General features: G+C 66.3%; 20 protein-coding genes. 13 read left to right on the top strand and 7 right to left on the bottom strand.

From position 1 onward, the window contains the following. Positions 1-153: 153 nt before the first annotated feature. Both ggt and VHK65_16990 read right to left on the bottom strand, forming a co-directional pair. Positions 154-1749 carry a gamma-glutamyltransferase gene (ggt, locus tag VHK65_16985; GenBank protein ID HVS07844.1) on the bottom strand — a complete coding sequence of 532 codons (1596 nt, stop codon included), beginning with the start codon at positions 1747-1749 and terminating at the stop codon, positions 154-156. Continuing rightward, positions 1731-2519 carry an alpha/beta fold hydrolase gene (locus tag VHK65_16990; GenBank protein HVS07845.1) on the bottom strand — a complete coding sequence of 263 codons (789 nt, stop codon included), beginning with the start codon at positions 2517-2519 and terminating at the stop codon, positions 1731-1733. Before VHK65_16990 ends, ggt begins: the two co-directional genes overlap by 19 nt. 116 nt (positions 2520-2635) lie before the next feature. Between VHK65_16990 and VHK65_16995 the strand changes: the two genes are divergently transcribed. From VHK65_16995 to VHK65_17005, 3 genes are all read left to right on the top strand, one after another. Then, on the top strand, positions 2636-2956 hold the full coding sequence (locus tag VHK65_16995) for a lipopolysaccharide assembly protein LapA domain-containing protein (GenBank protein HVS07846.1): 321 nt from the start codon (positions 2636-2638) through the stop codon (positions 2954-2956). Between the two features lie 7 nt (positions 2957-2963). Further along, positions 2964-3380: a hypothetical protein gene (locus VHK65_17000; GenBank protein HVS07847.1), complete on the top strand. Its 417-nt coding sequence runs from the start codon at positions 2964-2966 to the stop codon at positions 3378-3380. A 64-nt stretch (positions 3381-3444) separates the two neighbouring features. Further along, a complete protein-coding gene (locus tag VHK65_17005; GenBank protein HVS07848.1) occupies positions 3445-4653 on the top strand; it encodes a glycoside hydrolase family 3 N-terminal domain-containing protein in 1209 nt (402 codons plus the stop codon). Position 4654: 1 nt separating this feature from the next. Here VHK65_17005 and VHK65_17010 read toward each other — a convergent pair whose 3' ends face one another. Beyond that, positions 4655-5596, bottom strand: coding sequence for an alpha-isopropylmalate synthase regulatory domain-containing protein (locus VHK65_17010; protein HVS07849.1), 942 nt, complete (start codon positions 5594-5596; stop codon positions 4655-4657). On the opposite strand from VHK65_17010, the gene VHK65_17015 reads away from it, so the two are divergent. Beyond that, complete coding sequence (locus tag VHK65_17015) at positions 5579-6760, top strand: hypothetical protein (GenBank protein HVS07850.1); 1182 nt, start codon at positions 5579-5581, stop codon at positions 6758-6760. The two genes, VHK65_17010 and VHK65_17015, sit on opposite strands and share 18 nt — an antisense overlap. Here the strand turns inward: VHK65_17015 and VHK65_17020 are convergent, their stop codons facing one another. Beyond that, entirely contained in the window at positions 6761-8125 is a 1365-nt protein-coding gene (locus VHK65_17020; protein ID HVS07851.1) for an RtcB family protein, read from the bottom strand. A gap of 48 nt (positions 8126-8173) precedes the next feature. Between VHK65_17020 and VHK65_17025 the strand changes: the two genes are divergently transcribed. The 7 genes from VHK65_17025 to VHK65_17055 all read left to right on the top strand — a co-directional run bounded on the left by VHK65_17025 (position 8174) and on the right by VHK65_17055 (position 14131). After that, positions 8174-9310, top strand: a complete 1137-nt coding sequence (locus tag VHK65_17025) for a citrate synthase (GenBank protein HVS07852.1) — start codon at positions 8174-8176, stop codon at positions 9308-9310. A gap of 121 nt (positions 9311-9431) precedes the next feature. Further along, entirely contained in the window at positions 9432-9923 is a 492-nt protein-coding gene (locus VHK65_17030; protein HVS07853.1) for an HNH endonuclease, read from the top strand. A 165-nt stretch (positions 9924-10088) separates the two neighbouring features. Then, positions 10089-10682, top strand: coding sequence for a hypothetical protein (locus VHK65_17035; GenBank protein ID HVS07854.1), 594 nt, complete (start codon positions 10089-10091; stop codon positions 10680-10682). 97 nt (positions 10683-10779) lie between these two features. Next, positions 10780-11037: a GlsB/YeaQ/YmgE family stress response membrane protein gene (locus VHK65_17040; protein ID HVS07855.1), complete on the top strand. Its 258-nt coding sequence runs from the start codon at positions 10780-10782 to the stop codon at positions 11035-11037. Between the two features lie 91 nt (positions 11038-11128). Beyond that, positions 11129-11812 carry a hypothetical protein gene (locus VHK65_17045; GenBank protein HVS07856.1) on the top strand — a complete coding sequence of 228 codons (684 nt, stop codon included), beginning with the start codon at positions 11129-11131 and terminating at the stop codon, positions 11810-11812. 75 nt (positions 11813-11887) lie between these two features. Beyond that, a complete protein-coding gene (locus tag VHK65_17050) occupies positions 11888-13141 on the top strand; it encodes an HD-GYP domain-containing protein (protein HVS07857.1) in 1254 nt (417 codons plus the stop codon). Between the two features lie 21 nt (positions 13142-13162). After that, on the top strand, positions 13163-14131 hold the full coding sequence (locus VHK65_17055) for an MBL fold metallo-hydrolase (GenBank protein ID HVS07858.1): 969 nt from the start codon (positions 13163-13165) through the stop codon (positions 14129-14131). Here VHK65_17055 and VHK65_17060 read toward each other — a convergent pair. After that, on the bottom strand, positions 14128-14901 hold the full coding sequence (locus VHK65_17060; GenBank protein ID HVS07859.1) for an alpha/beta hydrolase: 774 nt from the start codon (positions 14899-14901) through the stop codon (positions 14128-14130). The genes VHK65_17055 and VHK65_17060 overlap by 4 nt on opposite strands. A 12-nt stretch (positions 14902-14913) precedes the next feature. Between VHK65_17060 and VHK65_17065 the strand changes: the two genes are divergently transcribed. Further along, on the top strand, positions 14914-15240 hold the full coding sequence (locus VHK65_17065; GenBank protein ID HVS07860.1) for a hypothetical protein: 327 nt from the start codon (positions 14914-14916) through the stop codon (positions 15238-15240). Between the two features lie 3 nt (positions 15241-15243). Here VHK65_17065 and VHK65_17070 read toward each other — a convergent pair whose 3' ends face one another. Next, positions 15244-15588 (bottom strand): hypothetical protein, encoded by a 345-nt coding sequence (locus VHK65_17070; protein ID HVS07861.1) that lies wholly within the window; start codon positions 15586-15588, stop codon positions 15244-15246. Beyond that, positions 15585-16394 (bottom strand): sulfite exporter TauE/SafE family protein, encoded by an 810-nt coding sequence (locus VHK65_17075; protein HVS07862.1) that lies wholly within the window; start codon positions 16392-16394, stop codon positions 15585-15587. Before VHK65_17075 ends, VHK65_17070 begins: the two co-directional genes overlap by 4 nt. A gap of 77 nt (positions 16395-16471) precedes the next feature. Here VHK65_17075 and VHK65_17080 point away from each other — a divergent pair, with 77 nt between their 5' ends. Next, positions 16472-17548 carry a class I fructose-bisphosphate aldolase gene (locus VHK65_17080; GenBank protein HVS07863.1) on the top strand — a complete coding sequence of 359 codons (1077 nt, stop codon included), beginning with the start codon at positions 16472-16474 and terminating at the stop codon, positions 17546-17548. Positions 17549-17563 lie beyond the last annotated feature (15 nt).

Genomic DNA, 17563 nt, shown 5'->3' on the forward strand with positions numbered 1-17563 from the left:
TAGTCGAGGATTTCTTCTTCGCTGGCATTTTTCCTCCCTCGGATGCTCGATGCAGAGTTCGCGCGTGGTTCATGCGGATGAGGACCCGCTGCTGTTACCTGCGATTTATAGCATCGGCTCTCCGCAAAGACAAGCACTTCCCCACGTGGTCCATCAATAGCCGATCACGCTGCTGGTACCCGGTCGCGGATCGCCGCCTCCGGTTAGCATCCCGTCCTCGATCCGGATGACCTGGGCCGCTCCCCCCGCGGCCCAGTCGCCGATCGCCCGCACCGTATGGCCGCGTTCGCGCAGCGACCCGATGACGGCATCGCCGAAGCGGGCCTCGAGGCTGAGGCCGGAGTCCGACCAGGTGGTCTGTCCGCCCATCGTCCAGCGGGGCGCATCGAGTGCGGCCTGAAGGGGCATGCCGAGGTCGATCAGGTTGGTGATGAGCTGCAGGTTGGTCTGGACTTGCCAGAACGACCCGGGCGTACCGCCGACAATCTGAGGTTTCCCGTTCTCCAGCAGCATCCAGGAGTTCAGCGTGTGTACGGGCCGCTTGCCCGGCGCCAGCCGGTTGGGGCTATTCGGATCGAGGCTGAAGCAGTTCATCCGGTTGTTGAGCAAAATGCCGGTGTCGCCCGCCACCACGCCGTTGCCGGCGTAGAGACTGTGGATGTAGGACACCACGTTGCGTGCCTCGTCCACCACGCAGAGATAGGTTGTATCCGCTTGGCCGGCCGCTTCGTGCTGGAGGGCCGCGGCGCGCCTCCGGTCGATCCGCTGCGCCAGGGCATGGCCGCGCTCTTTTGAGAACAGGTGGTCGATCGCGGTGGGGGAGAACGCGGGATCCCCAACGTGCTCGAGGCGTTCCCTCAGGGCCAGCTTGTGGGCCTCCACCTGGAGGTGGACGCGATCCGCCGGGTCGCTGGGCAGATCGAGGCCGTCCAGGATCTTGAGCGCGATCAGTACGATCAGCCCCTGGGACACCGGTGGCTGCTCTAAGACCGTCCAGCCGCGGTACGTCGCCTGGATCGCGTCGAGGACGTCCGTGCGGTGCTCGGCCAGGTCGCGTTCGGAAAAGAGCCCACCGCCTCGATTGGAGGCTGCCACGATCGCCCGGGCGATGGGACCGCGATAGAACGCCGCCGCTCCTTCCGTCTGGATGGTCCGCAGCGTACGGGCAAGGTCGGGTTGCCGAAGCCGAAAACCGGCCTCGGGCCGCCGCCCATCGGGAAAGAAGACCGCCCTGGTGTCGGGGAACTCGGCGGCGGTGGCGGCCATTTCGGCGTTCTGGCGCGCTTGCCGGGCCGTGAGGGGAAAACCTGTCTGCGCGTACCTGATCGCGTCCTCGAGCAGCGTGCCCAGCGGCCGCGTGCCAAAGCGCTCGAGCGCCACCTGCCAGGCGTCAACGATGCCCGGGACGCTGGCCGCCAGCCAGCCCGACTCGGGAATTCGACCGAGGGCCAGATAGCGGTCGATGGTGGCGTGGTGCGGAGCGGCCCCGCTGCCGTTGATCGCCGTCACGGTACCCCGCTCGGCCGCCGCCACCAGGAGAAACGCGTCGCCCCCCAGCTGACCGCTCCACGGCTCGACCACGGTGAGCACCGCTCCAGCCGCGATCGCGGCGTCCGTCGCGTTCCCGCCGTCGCGCAGCACCCGGAGGCCCGCCGCACTCGCCAGCGGGTTGACACTCGCGATCATGCCATGCGGCGCGCGCCGCGCCTCCTGTGCCGGCCAGCCGCCCATCAGTGGGCGTTCACCCAATCCAGCACCGTCGCGAAGAGGGTGTCGTGCTCGAGGTCGACGGTAATGGCGTGGCCCGAGCGCTCGAACCAGATCAGCCGCTTGTCGGCCGAGCCGATGGTCGCCAGGATGTGCGGCGCGTTGGCGACGTCGACGGTCCGATCGCGGCGGCCATGGGTGATCAGCGAGGGGATGGCGATGCGCGGCAGCTCCCGGTCGACGACGCGTAGCAGCGACATCAGGCTCTCGATGCAGACGGTGGGACGGCGGGCGTAGCTATGCAGCAGACGCACGGCGCTGGGGTCGCCGAGGTCGACATCGTCACCAGGCTCATGCCAGCGCACCACGTACTTGAGCCCGCGAATCGCCTTGATCCGCCAATCGCGGAAGTAGACGGGCGAGCTCATCGCCCCCATGGTGAAGGCGCCGCGCACCTCGGGATGGGTGGCCGCCAGGTGGAGGACCAGCGTGCCGCCCAGCGACTGGCCGCCGACGAACACGTCGGCGCAGTCACGCTGAAGCTCCGCGAGAGCATCCTCGGCGGAGCGGACCCAGTCGGGCCAGCGGGTGGCGGCCATCGCCTCGGGCGTGAGCCCGTGTCCGGCGAGTAACGGCCCCATGACGTCGTAGCCGCCCGCGGCGAGGAATTGCCCCATGCCGCGCATTTCCGGGGGCGTCCCGGCAAAGCCGTGGATCAGGAGGATTCCCCGGGTTCCACCGCGAAAACGGAATGGTTGCAGCTGCGCGGGCTCGGCCGGGCTGCTCCAGACGGATTTCGTGCTGAGCGCCATCAAGTTCGCAGTGTATCGGCCCGCAAGTTCGCGCCGCCGCGCCCGGTTATACGAGCCGGGCGAAGATTCGCCCGTCGGTGCGACACCGCTGACCGAACCTGGGGGGTGACAGGCGCATGGCGATCGTCGGGTGGCTCGTCGCGTTGGCGCTCGGTATCGTGCTCGCCCTCTTTTCGGTGGGCAACCAGCAGCCGGCGGTCATCAATGTTGTTGGCGCTACCTACAAGGACATCCCCACGTGGGTCGTGATGCTCGCCTGCGCCGCCATCGGCGCGCTGATGGTCCTCGTCATCAGCCTCGTCGATCGGGTGCGCTGGTACATGGCCAGCCGCTTCACCAAGAAAGTCCTGTCCGAACACAAGAAGATGATCGTCCAGCGGGACAACCGGATCAGCGAGCTGGAGCAGGAAGTGCTTCGGCTCCGCGGAGCCGCCTGAGGTAGCGATGACCCTCAAGGCCTGCCCGCACTGCGGGTACCGCTACAACGCGCCCGAGAACCAGACGTGCGGCAAGTGCAAGGGCTACCTCGCCGCTCCGGCCGTCGCCGCCGCCGTCATTGCGCCGCGGCGTTCGCTGATCCCGCGGACGCTGCCCGAGTTCGCCTGCTACCTGGCCGTTCCCATTGGTGCGCTGCTGGGCTTCCCCAACCCGATCGGCGCCGCCTTCGGCTTGCTGATGGCCGGGTTGTTGATCAAGGTCGTGCGGCTCGATATGGAGCGCTTCTCCAAGGGGCTCCTGATCGGGATCGTCGTCGCGGGCGTCTTCTTCGTCTACTTGATCTTCCTGCTGATCTTTAGTTTCCTATTCAGTCTGCTTGAACCCGTCCTTCAACCACTAGTAGGGCGCACCTTCAAGCACTAGCAGGCGGCCTTTTTTGCGGCCCGCTCGCTACCTCGTCCGTCCTGGCCTGATCGTATTGCTGGTGATGGCGGCGCTTCCGGCCGCGCTAGGCCCAAGCTCGGCGCGCCCAACCGCCCAGGTCGCGCGCGTCGTCCCGACGACCACGCCGACCCCGTCACCGAGTCCCATGACGCCATCAGCCACGCCCGACCCACGACCGGCGCCCTTGACGGTCGACATGGCCGTCGGTCAGATGATGGCGGCGAGCTTCGGTGGGCCGAACATCACCGATGGGCTCCGCCACCTCATCCTGGACGAGAAGGTGGGCACGGTGCTGATCTTCAGCGACAACTTCACCGACGCCGCCAGTCTTCTCCGGTTGACCACGGAGTTGCAGCGGCTCGGACGCGAAGCCGGCCTACCGGCGCCGCTCCTGATCGCGGTCGACGAAGAGGGTGGCCGGGTGATGCGGATCCACGACGGTGTAGCCGCGCTTCCCTCAGAACTGGAGCTCGGTGCCCGCGGTCCGGACGGCGTCCGAGGGGCAGTGGCGGCCACGGCGTCCGGCCTTCACGCGCTCGGCATCCAGCTCGACCTCGCCCCGGTCGCGGACCTACGGTGGAATCCGGCCGACGGCGTGATCGGCGACCGCTCGTTCGGAAGTGATCCGCGCGCGGTCGGGCCGCTCGTTGCCGCCGCCGTCAACGGCCTGCACGACGGAGGGGTCGCCGCGACCCTCAAACACTTCCCCGGGCTCGGTGGGGCGGCCGGTGATCCGCATAGCGCCATGCCAACCGACCCTGAGAGCCTCGCACGCTGGGCCGCGACCCAGGCGCTCAGTTTCAAAGCGGGGATCGATGCGGGTGCTGATGCCGTGATGACCACCTCGCTGGTCGTTCCCGGTCTCGACCCGAGTGGGACGCCGGCGCTCTTTTCCCGTGCGGTCGTCACCGGCCTGCTGCGCGAGCAGCTGCAGTTCCAGGGCGTGATCGTGACCGACGGCCTTGGCATGGGCGGGATCACCACGCTCTACGGGCTACCGCAAGCGACCATCGCCGCGGTGGTGGCGGGCAACGACCTGGTGCTGCTGAACAGCGCTGACGCCGCCTACGAGGCGTCAGCGATCGAGATGGTCAAGCAGCAAGTGCGCAGCGGCGCGATCCCGATGGACCAGGTGCAGGCGTCCGCGGCGCGCGTGATCGCCATGCGCGCGCGCTGGCCGGCCTGGGCGCCATCGGCAGTCGACGTGTCGGCGGCGCCGCCGACGATCGACTCAGCCTCGAGCCGCCGCTGAGCTAGCTTTTTCTCCCCACCGGCAGCACTTCTCCCTCTCCCGCTTGCGGGGGAGGGCCTGGGTGGGGGTTCTTATCTCGCACCAGCCAATTGAGCGCATTCACGTAGGCCTTCGCTGCCGCCTCGATGACGTCCAGTGCCATCGCGCGGCCGATGACGACGTGCGATCCCTGGCTCAGCGTCACGACCGCCTCGCCCAGCGCGTCCGTGCCCTGGGTCGCCGCCGCGAGGCTGAAATCTTCGAGCTCCGCCAGCACACCAGTCACGTCCTGAATAGCGCGAAAGACTGCATCGAGCGTCCCGGTCCCGGTCGCGCTGCCGGTTTTGACGGTGCCGTCATCGGTGAGGGAGACCTCCGCGTTGCACGACACCCCGCTCTGTGAATGCACCTGGACGTCTTTGAGGGCATACCGCCCGGGCGTGCTTCGGCCGAGTGCCTCATCGACGGCCAGCTTCAGATCCTCGGCATAGAGCACGCGCTTGCGCTCGGCAAGGCTCAGCACCAGCGAGTAGACCGATCCCAGCTGCTGCTCGTCCAGCCCAATGCCCATCGTCCCCAGTTCTTCGGCGAGCCGGCGCCGCCCCGCTGCAGTGCCAAGCTGCCCGTGCTGCGGCGCGTAACCAATGTCCTCGGGATCGATGAATGCGGGGAAAACGGATTTGGGCCGGCGTGGTGGCGCGAATACGGATGTCGGGAAGGCCGCTCGCACTTCCTCGATCCAGCGCTCCCACCCGGAGTAATCCATCGTCGCCAGCATGGCAACATAGGCGTCGAAGCGGACCAGCAGGGCCGCGGGCTGATCGTGATGTTTGACGATCAACGAGGTGCCGCTTTCCTCCAGAGCCTGAAGAATGGGATCGAGGTTGCGGGCGAGTTCAGGAGCGGAAATGACTTTGAGCACGATGCCATCGTAGACCGGCTTTTCATGCGGGTCAAACGTCATCGCTGGTTGTCTTCGCTGGCCGTCTTCCTGGCGGTTGGCGCCTGTCAGCCGGCTCCCACGGCGTCTCCGACGCACAACGCGACGGCAAGCTCTACCACGCCAGCGCTCGCGTCCTGCCCCGCCTCGCTGGCATCGGCGGGTCCGGAGGTCTTGCTTCGGAATCAGCCGGCGCCGGATGACCTCGCCTTCGACAATGAGGGCCGCCTGCTCTTCAGCGACATCACCGCTGGAACGGTCTCCGTGTTGAAGGCCGACGGTGCGATCGAGCTCGTCGCCGGCGGCATGTCGGTGCCGGAAGGGATCGTCGTGCAAGCCGATGGGCGGATCCTGGTCGGGGAGCAGGGCCGCAATCGTGTCGTGGCCATTGATCCGCAAACGCACGCCGTCAGCCTGTGGCACGGGTTTCCGAACGGGACAGGACGCGACGGCCTCGACGGCATCGGCCCGGTGCTCCCGGAGCGAGATGCCTCGGGCAATCTGCTCGCGACCGGCGGCACTGTCATCGTGCCGGACAGTCCCAACGGTGTGGTCTGGCGCGTCACCGCCGATGGCAAGACCGCCACGCAGATCGCGAGCGGCATGGTACGTCCCGTCGGGGCCGCCCTCGACGCGACCGGGCGAATCTTCGTTGCCGACGAGGGTGGCGCGCTCTGGGTGCTCGATCCGGCACGGCATCGATTCGCCACCTTGCCAACACCCGACGATGTCCTTGTCGCCCGAGCCGCTCACATCTTCGTCAATACGCTCGGAGACAACGCGATCCACGAGCTCGACGCGCAGGGTCATCAGGTCAGCGTCATCACTGGCATCCAGCAGCCGCAGGGCATCGCCCTCGATTCCGCCGACAACCTGTACTACACCGAGTTCACCACGGGCCGGATCGACCGCGTGATCCGGACCTTCGTCCTTGATGCGCCCAAGGTGACGCGGACGACCCGCGGCACGTTCATCATCTGTCCTGTTATCAGGCGTGCCTCGGGCTTCAATGAGAGGTTGGGCCTCGAGACCGGGTCGAGCTTGAAGACAGCGATTCTCCAACTGGTGCAGCCCGGGACGGATTCATCGGGAGCGATCGAGATTCGGACGTCCGAATCGTCGATCACGATGACGGTCAGCGGTGGTGGCCTGTTATCAGAATCGCAGACGGTTTCGCTGTCGCCCTGATCATTCCGTTCCTTTGATCGACGCCAGGGGCCGCAGCTCATGCTCGATCGTCGCAAGACCCGCCCGGGTGACGGCTTCGACGACCTCGCGAGACGATTTGTAGCAGTCCTTTGACTCGTCGATGGGGACCACGCCGTCGGTGTTCACGACGATGCCCGCTTCGCGATAGGCCGTATTGACGACGTCCTGTTTCAAGACCTTCTTGGCGGCGTTGCGCGACATACGGCGGCCGGACCCGTGGTTGACGCTATAGCCACTCGCATGGGCCTGATCCGCCGCCCGGAGGATGAAGCTCGAGTCCCGGTTGCTTCCCGGGATGAGAATCGGGTGTCCGGCCTGCGGGTCGTCGTAGCCGGCTGGAAACGCGCGCGTTGCGCCCTTGCGGTGCACGTGGACCCAACCGAACTCGGGATGGTGCTCGCGCTGGACGAGGTTGTGGCTGATTTCGTAGACAAGCGAAAGTGGTTTGCCAAAGACCTCCTCGAATGCCATCGAGATCTGCTCGAACATGACAAGCCGGTTCACGATGGCGAAGTTCCCGCCGGCCGCCACCGCGTTCAGATAATCGCGGTAGTGCGCTGACTCTGGCGTGAAATAGCCAAGGTCGAGCGCCTTGATGGCCGGGTTTTCCCCTTTTGCGAGGTGGAAATAGTTCGTCGCCAGCCCGTGGCCAAAGCCGCGGCTGCCGGAGTGCAGTTGGACGTATAGCGTGTCGGTGCCCAGGTTGACTTGTAGTTCGATGAAGTGGTTGCCGCCGCCCAAGGTGCCGAGCTGGGGAACGCCGCGCTCGGGGCGTCCCTGACCGCCCCAGGGTGGCTGCCACGAGTCATCGACGGGGAGCCGGTCACGCTCGGTGCGCGTTCGGTCCACCCGCTCGCCATAGCGCTCCGCGTAGTAGGCGGCGCCGCCGCGGATGATCGCTTCGAATTGCTTCTGCGTCAGGCTCTTGAGCGGCGTACGGCTGACCTTGCCGGGTCCAAGCGCCACGCGCCGCGTGACCTCCCGATTGAACCGCAGCCGATTGTCGGGCGTCGCGGCGCTCAGCGGCACATCGCTGGAGGCGGACATCATTCCGCAGCAAATGTCAAATCCCACGGGACCCATGGCCACGGCACCGGTCTCCGCGTCCGTCAGGAGCACCGTGCCGATGGGCACCCCGTAGCCGTGGTGCACGTCGGGCGTGATCGCGACCAGCTTGACACCGGGAAAGCTGGCGGCGTTCACGATCTGCGGATAGATCGACTCCTCGACCTGGTCGAGCAGATTGGGCGTGAGGAACAGCCGTACCGGGACGGATCCGATCTCCTGCGCGTGCAGCGTGTAGTAGCCCTTGCCCGAATCCTTGACGGCTGACTTCCAGCTCACTCGCGCACCGCGCATTAAGTCTATGACCGGTTCCTATACTTGGCTCGTATGTCGACAACCAAAGCCGGCCTCGAGGATGTCATTGCGGCGAACTCCGCGATCTGCGACATCATCGGTGCGCAGGGCAAGCTGACCTATCGGGGCATCGACATCCACGACCTGGCCCGGAACTCCTCCTTCGAGGAAACGACCTACCTGCTGTGGTTCGGATCACTGCCGACCCGCGAGGCGCTGCATCAGTTCAGCGCCCAGCTGGCGTCACACCGAGCGCTCCCCACCCAGATCCTGACGCTGATGAACGACTTTCCGCGGAGCGCGACCCCGATGGACGCGCTGCGGACCGCCCTCTCGGCGCTGGCCTTCTACGATCCGCAGGCGCACGACGCGTCCCGCGAGGCGAACGTGGCGAAAGCCATGCGAGTGACCGCGCAAACGGCGACGATCATCGCGGCGTACGAACAGATCCGGCGGGGCCGCAAGCCCGTCGACCCGGAACCTGATGGGAGCCACGCGGAAAATTTTCTGCGGATGCTCTTCGGCGCGGAGCCTGATCCGCTCTATGTCCGGGCGATGGACCTGGCCCTTATCCTTCACGCGGATCACGAGCTCAACGCGTCAACGTTTGCCGCGCGGGTGACCGCGGCCACCCTGGCCGACATGTATTCGGCGATCGTGTCGGCGATTGGCGCGCTGGCGGGTCCCCTGCACGGCGGCGCCAACGAGCAGGTGATGAAGATGCTGCAAAAACTCGGCGAACCGTCTCACGTCGAGGCCTATGTCACCGAGCGGCTCGCCGCGCATCAGAAGATCTCAGGCTTCGGCCATCGCGTGTACCGCACCGAAGACCCGCGGGCCACTCACTTGCGGGAGATGTCGCGAGAGCTCGGAGAACACATCGGCAACCTTCGCTGGTACGAGATTTCGCGCAAGCTCGAGGAGGTGGTGATGCAGAAGAAACACCTCTATGCCAACGTCGACTTCTACTCGGCGTCCTGTTACTTCACCATGGGGATTCCGATCGACATGTTCACGCCGGTCTTCGCCGTCAGCCGGGTGGCGGGCTGGTCGGCGCATGTGCTCGAGCAGTACGCCGACAACCGCCTGATCCGGCCGCGGGCCGAGTACCTGGGGGAGAAGGACGTCGCCTACGTCCCGATCGACCGGCGGGTCAAGGCCGCCAGCTAGAAGAGGCGAAAACTGCGCGAACGAACTCCGTTATATTAGTGGCGCCCGAGGGCGGAAACCCGACAACAGGAGGTCGTTCGAACTCGTCCTACTGCTAAACGCCTCACTTCAGCCGCTGAACGTGATCAGTAAGCGGCGGCTGGTCGTCCTGCTGACCAAGCAGCGCGTCACCTTCATTGACGATGTTGCCCGGCAGGCGGTCGAGCAAGCAATGGCGCGGCGTTGCTTTGGTCAGGACGTTGTCATCGTCCGGCTGCTGTCCAACATCCAGATCCCCAGGCGCTTGCTGCGGGCGAACCGGCGAAACCTCCTCCTGCGCGACGATGGCACCTGCCAGTACTGCGGCAAAGGGATGCCGTCCTCGCAGCTCTCCGTCGATCACGTCGTGCCAACCTCGCGTGGGGGTGCCGCCAACAGCTGGGAGAACCAGGTAATCGCCTGCCGGCGCTGCAACGGGCGGAAGGGCAATCGTTTGCTGAGCGAGGCAGGCATGCGGCTGGTCCGGCCGCCACGAGCGCTAACCCAGGAATTTGCCCACCTGATCTTCTTGCGCTACCCGCAGCTCAAGCACGCCTATGACCGCCTGCTTTCCAGCGCCCGCGCCGCCGTTTAAGCAAGCCGGTATTTTCTCCCCGCTTTTTCACGCCGGAGCGGGGCCCCTTTTCTCCCGCTTTTTCACGCCGGAGCGGGGCCCCTTTTCTCCCGCCTTTTTCACGCCGGAGGGGCCCCTTTTCTCTCCGCTTTTCACGCCGGAGCGGGGCCCCTTGAAAGAATCGGCGTGCCGGCTCGATTATCCGATGTGCCCTTTCGACTGCTGGGCGTCGTGGCGGATCCACACCAGGCCGCCGACTTCTGCGGAACCGCGTTCGCCCACTATGCGGCCTCGGGCACCGCTGTGACCCTGGTCTGTGCCGGTGCTCGGGACTGGCAAGGAGTGGACCACCTGCCGGCGCTGCGCCGGCTGGGCGTGCGTGACCTCCTGCTGCTCGACTATGCGCCGAGCGAGTTGACCGCGGCCGTGCTCGAGGACCTCCTGGCCGACGTCATGGCCAGCGTCCGCCCACACGTGGTGGTCGCCGATGGCACACAGCCGGCCGTCAGAGATGCCACGGCCTGGGCTTTCTCACGCGTGCGCCGTACCGCCGGCGGATCCGCGGCCTTGCCGGCCAAGCTCTATTACCGGACGTCGACCAGCAGCCCGCTGGTGAGCGTGACGACGTCGATCGCTGGAGGAGCCGGCGGGTCAGCCGAACTATTTGTTCGAGCCTTTCCTGATCCCTGGGTTACCGGGGTCCTGGAACGGGATCTCTTCGCCGGGGTGCCAGGCGAAAGCCGGGCTCTGTCGACCCTCGACCAGCAGCTCGCCGGCTGATCCCTAACCCCTTTTGTGATAGCGGGATTGACATATTAGGTACAAATCGGGTACAAAGTATGTCAGTACCAACTTTCACAGGCAGGAGGAAGAACGCATGCATCTCATCGTGTTTCTGATCATCGGCGGTATCGCGGGCGCCCTGGCCGGGCGGGTCGTAAGCGGCCACGGGTACGGAGTGCTCATGGATGTCGTTGTCGGCGTCATCGGCGCGTTCCTCGGCGGGTGGCTGTTCTCGACGTTGCTCGGTGTGACCAGCGGCGGACTGATCATCAGCTTCATCGCTGCATTCATCGGCGCCGTGATCCTGCTGTTCCTGGTCCGGTTGGTGACCGGTAATCGGGCGGCGGCCTGAGCCAAGTCCAGGCAATTGAGAGCGGGCGCCCCGGGCGCCCGCTTTTTTGTGGTTGCCTCCCCCAGCTTGCGGCGGAGGGTAGGGTGGGGGCATGAAGGCCCACGGCCGCGGCGCGGTGATCGCGGTCATCGTGCTGGCGCTGCTGGCGGTGGTGGGTTACACCGGCTACGCCGGCACCGCCGTCTACCAGCACCTGGACAGCGGCCGACAGGAGCTGGTGGCAGCCCAGGCCGGCATGAGCGCGGCCGTCCAGTCCGCCGATCCGGGGCAACTGCGGGTCGTAGCAGACCAGCTGGTGCAGGCTGAGCGGGACTTCAGTGACGCCGGCCGGCGAGCCCGCACTGACCCGGCGCTGCGCGCGGCGAGCGTGGTCCCGGCTGCGGGACGCAACCTCGATGCGACGGCGCACCTGGCGGCCATCGGCGCCGATATGAGCCGGGCTGGACAGGCTGCCGCGGCGGTGGCGATCCAGGTGGCGATCCTGAAGCAACAATATGCCGGACGGACGCTTACCCCTGAAGACCTCCAGGTCGTGCTTCAGCAGGCGCAGGGCATCGCCCGGGACTACAGCGCGTCGACACAGGCGATCGGCCAGCAACTGCGCGCGGCGCACGCCGAACGGGCGCAGGTCAATACCACCGGTTTGGCGGGCCCGCTCAGGGATGGCTTTGACGCGGTTGATCGAGCCCTGGCCGAGGCCGACACCGCCTTCCTCCGCTTCCAGGACGTCAGGCAGGTGCTGTCGGATTTTCTGGGCGTGCGCCTGCCGGCCTAGGTTGGTCAGACCGCGCCATGGAATGCGACCGGTTTGTAACGCTCTCCGTCACAGAGCGGCCTGATAATTTCGGCAATGGCCGCCGCCCGCAATGCGTCGCGCAAGGGCCGGCAGCGCTCCCAGGACCCGGCCGAGAGTCTGATCAACCTCAGCAATGAGCGGCTCACCGGACTCTTTCGGTGGACGCTGCTGATCTTCGCCGTCATCCTCAACAACCTCAACCCGGCACCCGGCTACGACCAGGGCCGGATCAACGCCATCCTCGCAGCCTGGGGCGTCGTATGCCTGAGCACGGTGCTGCTGCTGTTCTTGCATCAACGTCCGGGGCGAGCCTTCAGCTACACGACTACCGCGGTCGACATGCTGGTGGCGACGATGATCACCTACGCCTCCGGCGGCTACCAGAGCCCCTTCGCCGTGCTCTTCTTCCTCGTCATCACCGTATCCGCACTGCGGTTCGGGGCCGGCGGCTCCGTGCTCTGCGCGCTGCTGGTCGCCGTGCTCTACCTGACAGCGGGCGCCGTCGCACCGCTGCAGAACGGCACATACCTCGCCACCGTCTCGGACGAGCGATCGATCATCCTGCAACGGCTGTTCCTCTTCGTGGTCGTGGCCGTGGTCGGCTCGGTGATGGCGCGCGCCGTATCGGCCCACCAGGAGCTCGTGACCCGTCGTGACGTTGAGGCCAAGCTGATGACCGAGGTCAACATGGCGCTGGCCAACGCCATCGAGGCGAAAGACAGCTACACCCGTGGGCACTCGGAGCGGCTGGCCAAGCTGGCGGGCGCCTGCGCTGAGCGGATGGGCCTGTCGCGCGACGAGGCGGCCGCGGTCCGTCTGGGCGCGATTCTCCATGACGTCGGCAAGATCGGGATCCCGGACCGGATCCTCCGGCAATCGATGGCGCTCACCGAAGACGAAATGGCGTGGATGCGGCGTCATCCTCAGATCGGCGCCGACATCATCGGTCCGGTCGAGGGCCTGCACCATGTCGCCCCACTGATCCGGCACCACCACGAAAAATTTGACGGCACCGGCTACCCGAAGGGCCTCAAAGGCGAGGACATTCCGCTGGGGTCGCGCATCATCTCGGTCGCCGATGCCTTCGAGGCGATGGTGGCCGACCGGATCTACCGCCCGTCGCTTGGCCTCAACAAGGCGCTCGAAGAGATCAAAGCCGGTCGCGGGAGCCACTTCGACCCGCGGGTGGTCGACGCCTTCCTCGACCTGATCGCAACCGACACGGTGCATCTGCCACTGCCAACCAAGGACCAGGGCCAGAAGCTGGTGCCCAGCCGGCCGGACGAGCCCGTCCAAACCGCCGCCTGAGTCGAGTACCGTTACCGGTCAGTGGAAGTCGCGCCCGGCATTTTTCGGCTAGAACTCCCCATGCCGTTCGAGCTGAAGCATGTGAACGTTTACTTACTGCGCGACGGCGACGCCTTTACCCTGATCGACACGGGCCTGCAGACCGATGAATCCCGACAGGCCCTGAACCAGAAGCTGGCCGAACTAAAAGTCGCTGTCCGGCGGATCAATCGCATTTTGATCACACACATCCACCCGGATCACTTCGGCCTTGCCGGGGAGCTGCGTGATCGATCCGGCGCCGAGCTCATCATTCATCGCTTGGAAGTTGCGCTGATGGAACCTCGCTATGCGCGCGCCGAAGACCTGGTGTACGACGTTGGCAAGTGGCTGAGCCTCAACGGAGTCCCTGAGGAGGACGCGGAGTTCCTCAAGAGCGCATCGATGGGCGCCCGTGAATACGTGTCGGTCGTCGAACCGGACACCCTGCTCGAAGGTGCGGAGCGGCTGCCCATCGACGATAGCGAGCTCGAAGTCATCTGGACACCGGGCCATTCGCCGGGCCACTGTTGTTTCTACTGGCCGGCGCGCCGCGTGCTCCTGTCGGGCGATCATTTGCTGCCGAAGATCAGCCCCAACATCGGCTTACACCCGCAATCCGGCGCGGACCCGCTTGACGATTACATCGCGTCGCTGGAGCGCGTCCGCCGCCTCGACGTTGAAACCGTTCTGCCCGCGCATGGCGATCCCTTTTTTGATCACCGCAGCCGCATCAAGGAAATCGTCGAGCACCATGAGGCGCGCAAGGCCGCGCTGGTCCGCCTCGCCACTGGCGCTCCGAAATCGGGCTGGCAGCTGGCGGCCGACTTGTTCCAGGGCATCATGCAGCGCAACGTCTTCCAGCAGCGCCTCGCGCTGCAGGAAACGCTGGCGCACTGTCAATCGCTCGCGGTCGAGGGCCGGCTGCACAAGCAGGTCAGCCGCGAGCTGGTGACCTGGAGGGCCGCCTAAGCTCGCTGCCGCTCGACCTCCTCGACGAAGTCCTCCACGAGGCGCAGCACTGTCGAGAATTGCTCCGAGTGAACCTGGTGGCCGCCCGGGTCCAGTACCTGGAGTCGGGCGTTCGGCAGTCCCCGCTGCAGCTCTTCGGCGCGGGCGAGCGGCACCATTCGGTCCTGCCGCCCCTGGATGATCAATACCGGTTGGCGGATTGCACTCAGCCGGTCGCAGAGGTCGTGTCGCTTGACCGCCTGGTCCTGGCGAACGATGGCGTGCAGCGGCATCTTGCCGAAATGCGCGGCGTCTTGCTGGACCCAGTCTGGATGTTCGGCGATGAAGCGCGCGTCGTAGAGATTGGCATAGCGGCGCAGCGGACCCTCGACCGCCGGCGCGTCGGCGACCGGCGGGCGCTCGCCGCCGCAATGGGTCGCACCCAGGATCAGGCTGCGCACGGCGTCGGGATGCGCGATGGCGAGCTGCTGCAAAATCATCCCGCCCATCGACAGCCCAAACCAATGCGCCGACGTTTCGCCGGCATCGCGCAGCACCGTTAGCGCGTCCTCTGCCATCAATCCGGTGCTGTACGGCGTGTCCGGTTTGTCGGAAGCCCCGGTGCCGCGATTGTCGAGCGCGATCACTTTGAAGCGCGGCTTCAGCGCCGGGACGTAGCGCCACCAGGCCCCATCGATGGTCGAGGTCCGTCCGCCGACCAGCACCAGCGGCGGACCACTTCCCTCAACGATGTAGTGCAGGCGCGTCCCGTCGGCGGCGGTAGCGATCATTCGCGCATTAGCATGATGGTCGAGATGGCAGGGGCATCGCCACCCAGCAGCAGCGCGGTTCCCGAGCCCGCCTGGCGGGCGCTCCGCGGTCTCGATCCGCAGGTGGAGGACCAGATCGTCACCCTGGCGACCTGCCTGGCGCTCGCGGAGCAGCGCTTCCAGCTGCTCTTCGAGGACGTGCTGCCCCGCTTTGCGCAGACGCCGGATGACCTAACCGGCGAAGCCGATGTCCTCGCCGATGCGCACCATGCGTTGACCTTGCTCCAGGAGAGCCTGCACGCCACCTCGCGGCGGATGCTCGACGTGCTCGACCGAGTCAGCCGCGAACTCGGCGAGTAAGCGCTAGAGACCCTGGCGGTCGAGCCGCTCCCAGGGCGGGTGCTCACTGCCAAGTTCGCGTTTGATGTCGGTCGCGCGCTCCACGATGTCGAAGCTGTGCTCGTCGGGTTGCGGCGGCTGCACCTGCCAGGGCGCAGGGTCGTACTGGGAGTGGTGGACTGGTGGGCGAAAACCCCAGGCCCGGCGTGGCATCACGCCCGCGGCCTGCCGTAGCACGAGGGGTTCGGTCACCGACGCGTCGTATTGCAGCTCGCCGGCGCCGGGGCGCAGCGCCATAACCAACCCGGTGGCGATCATGGCCACCGTCCAGCCCCCCATGATGATGATCGACCAGTCGACCAGGCTCATCGACTCGCCATTGTAGGCTGCGTGACTTTCGTCTTCGGCGCCTGCAGCATGCGAACCCCCGTGAAGGCGAGATAGGCGCCAAACAGAAAGCGCAGGAGTTGGTCCGGGCTGGCCAGCGCCAGCAGGGCGCCGGCCACAGCGCCGAGCACGCCGCCGACCGACAGCCAGCCGGCGGTTTGGAGCCGGATGTTGCCCATCCGAAAGTGCGTGATCGAACCCGAGATCGCCGTCGGGATGATCACGAGCAGCGACGTTCCCTGCGCCACGTGCTGGCTCAGCCCGATGAGCAACGTCATCGCCGGCACCATCACGGCCCCGCCTCCGATGCCGAGCAGGCCGCTCAGCACGCCGGCGACGGCGCCGACGACGAGGGCCATGACCCAGAGCGAGATCCCGGTTGGATGGAAACCCGCGGTGAGGTTGACGCTGCCGCCCACCGCGCGGAGCGCTGCGTCGGCGATCATGATGATGCCGACGGCGAGGGCCATGATGCCGAAGGCCCGGCGCAGGACCAGGTCGGACAAGCGACGGGTGAGGCGGGCGCCGACCACCGCACCGCCCACAGCCCCGATGGCGAGCGCGATGCCCACCTCGAGGTCGACCTGGTGGCCGTGTCCGAGGATGCTGGCGCCGACGATCGCCACCGGCAAGATGACGGCCAGCGACGTGCCATTGGCTTCGCGCTGCGGCGTGCCCAGCATGACCAGGGCCGGCACCATCACGAAGCCGCCGCCGACACCCAGCAGGCCGCTGGCCAAACCGGTGGCCACCCCGATGAGGATGAGGCGCGCAACCCGACCGCTCACCGCGCCACCATCAGGACTCAGTTTAGGAGCGAGCCAAGGCCTAAACTGAAAGGCAGACCTCGCAAAAGGAGGAACAGATGGCCACTGCCACCGCGACGTCGCTCAGCAAGCTCGAGTCGATCCTCGGAAATGACGCCCAGGACTTGCTCGAGCACGAGTGCAAGACGATCCCGAAGTCGCAGCTCCACCTCCCTGGGCCGGAGTTCATCACGCGGATCTTCTCGACCAGCGATCGTCCGACGCGCGTGCTGCGCAGCCTGGAGTCGCTCTTCGACCACGGCCGTCTGGCGGGCACGGGCTATCTCTCGATCCTGCCGGTCGACCAGGGCATCGAGCACTCGGCCGGGGCGTCCTTCGCCGCGAACCCCGCGTACTTCGACGGCGAGAAGATCGTCGAGCTGGCGATCGAGGGCGGCTGCAACGCGGTGGCGTCGACGTTCGGCGTCCTCGGTTCGGTCGCGCGCAAGTACGCGCACAAGATCCCCTTCATCTGCAAGATCAATCACAACGAGCTGCTCACGTACCCCAATAAGTACGATCAGATTCGCTTCGGGACCGTGAAAGAGGCCTGGGAGCTCGGGGCGGTCGCGCTCGGTGCCACGATCTACTTCGGATCACCGGAGTCGGACCGGCAGATCCAGGAGATCTCCGCCGCCTTCCACGAGGCGCACGAGTTGGGGATGGCGACCGTGCTCTGGTGCTATGTGCGCAATCCCGCGTTCATCAAGGACGGGGTCAATTACGAAGTGGCGGCCGATCTCACCGGACAGGCGAACCACATGGGGGTCACCATCGAGGCCGACATCATCAAGCAGAAGCTGCCCGAGACGAATCGGGGTTTCGAGGTCCTGAAGTTCGGCAAGACGGCCAAGGCCGTCTACGACAAGCTCACGACGGATCATCCGATCGACCTGACGCGCTACCAGGTCGCGAACTGCTACATGGGCCGCAGTGGCCTCATCAATTCGGGTGGCGCCTCGTCAGGGGAGAGCGATCTGAAGGAAGCGGTCAAGACGGCCGTGATCAACAAGCGTGCGGGCGGCACCGGCCTCATTACGGGGCGCAAGGCTTTCATGCGGCCGATGAGCGAAGGCATTCAGCTGCTGAATGCCGTGCAAGACGTCTACCTGATGGACGAGGTCACGGTCGCCTAACCGGCCGGCGGCGGC

This window comes from Candidatus Dormiibacterota bacterium, from assembly GCA_035544955.1.
Lineage (GTDB): Bacteria > Chloroflexota > Dormibacteria > CF-121 > CF-121 > CF-13.

Bases quoted from the DNA above. Each gene is read 5' to 3' on its own strand.
- VHK65_16990 (HVS07845.1), bottom strand. From the start codon at position 2,519: ATGGCGCTCAGCACGAAATCCGTCTGGAGCAGCCCGGCCGAGCCCGCG.
- VHK65_16995 (HVS07846.1), top strand. From the start codon at position 2,636: ATGGCGATCGTCGGGTGGCTCGTCGCGTTGGCGCTCGGTATCGTGCTC.
- VHK65_17000 (HVS07847.1), top strand. From the start codon at position 2,964: ATGACCCTCAAGGCCTGCCCGCACTGCGGGTACCGCTACAACGCGCCC.
- VHK65_17005 (HVS07848.1), top strand. From the start codon at position 3,445: ATGGCGGCGCTTCCGGCCGCGCTAGGCCCAAGCTCGGCGCGCCCAACC.
- VHK65_17015 (HVS07850.1), top strand. From the start codon at position 5,579: ATGCGGGTCAAACGTCATCGCTGGTTGTCTTCGCTGGCCGTCTTCCTG.
- VHK65_17010 (HVS07849.1), bottom strand. From the start codon at position 5,596: ATGACGTTTGACCCGCATGAAAAGCCGGTCTACGATGGCATCGTGCTC.
- VHK65_17025 (HVS07852.1), top strand. From the start codon at position 8,174: ATGTCGACAACCAAAGCCGGCCTCGAGGATGTCATTGCGGCGAACTCC.
- VHK65_17040 (HVS07855.1), top strand. From the start codon at position 10,780: ATGCATCTCATCGTGTTTCTGATCATCGGCGGTATCGCGGGCGCCCTG.
- VHK65_17045 (HVS07856.1), top strand. From the start codon at position 11,129: ATGAAGGCCCACGGCCGCGGCGCGGTGATCGCGGTCATCGTGCTGGCG.
- VHK65_17050 (HVS07857.1), top strand. From the start codon at position 11,888: ATGGCCGCCGCCCGCAATGCGTCGCGCAAGGGCCGGCAGCGCTCCCAG.
- VHK65_17060 (HVS07859.1), bottom strand. From the start codon at position 14,901: ATGATCGCTACCGCCGCCGACGGGACGCGCCTGCACTACATCGTTGAG.
- VHK65_17065 (HVS07860.1), top strand. From the start codon at position 14,914: ATGATGGTCGAGATGGCAGGGGCATCGCCACCCAGCAGCAGCGCGGTT.
- VHK65_17070 (HVS07861.1), bottom strand. From the start codon at position 15,588: ATGAGCCTGGTCGACTGGTCGATCATCATCATGGGGGGCTGGACGGTG.
- VHK65_17080 (HVS07863.1), top strand. From the start codon at position 16,472: ATGGCCACTGCCACCGCGACGTCGCTCAGCAAGCTCGAGTCGATCCTC.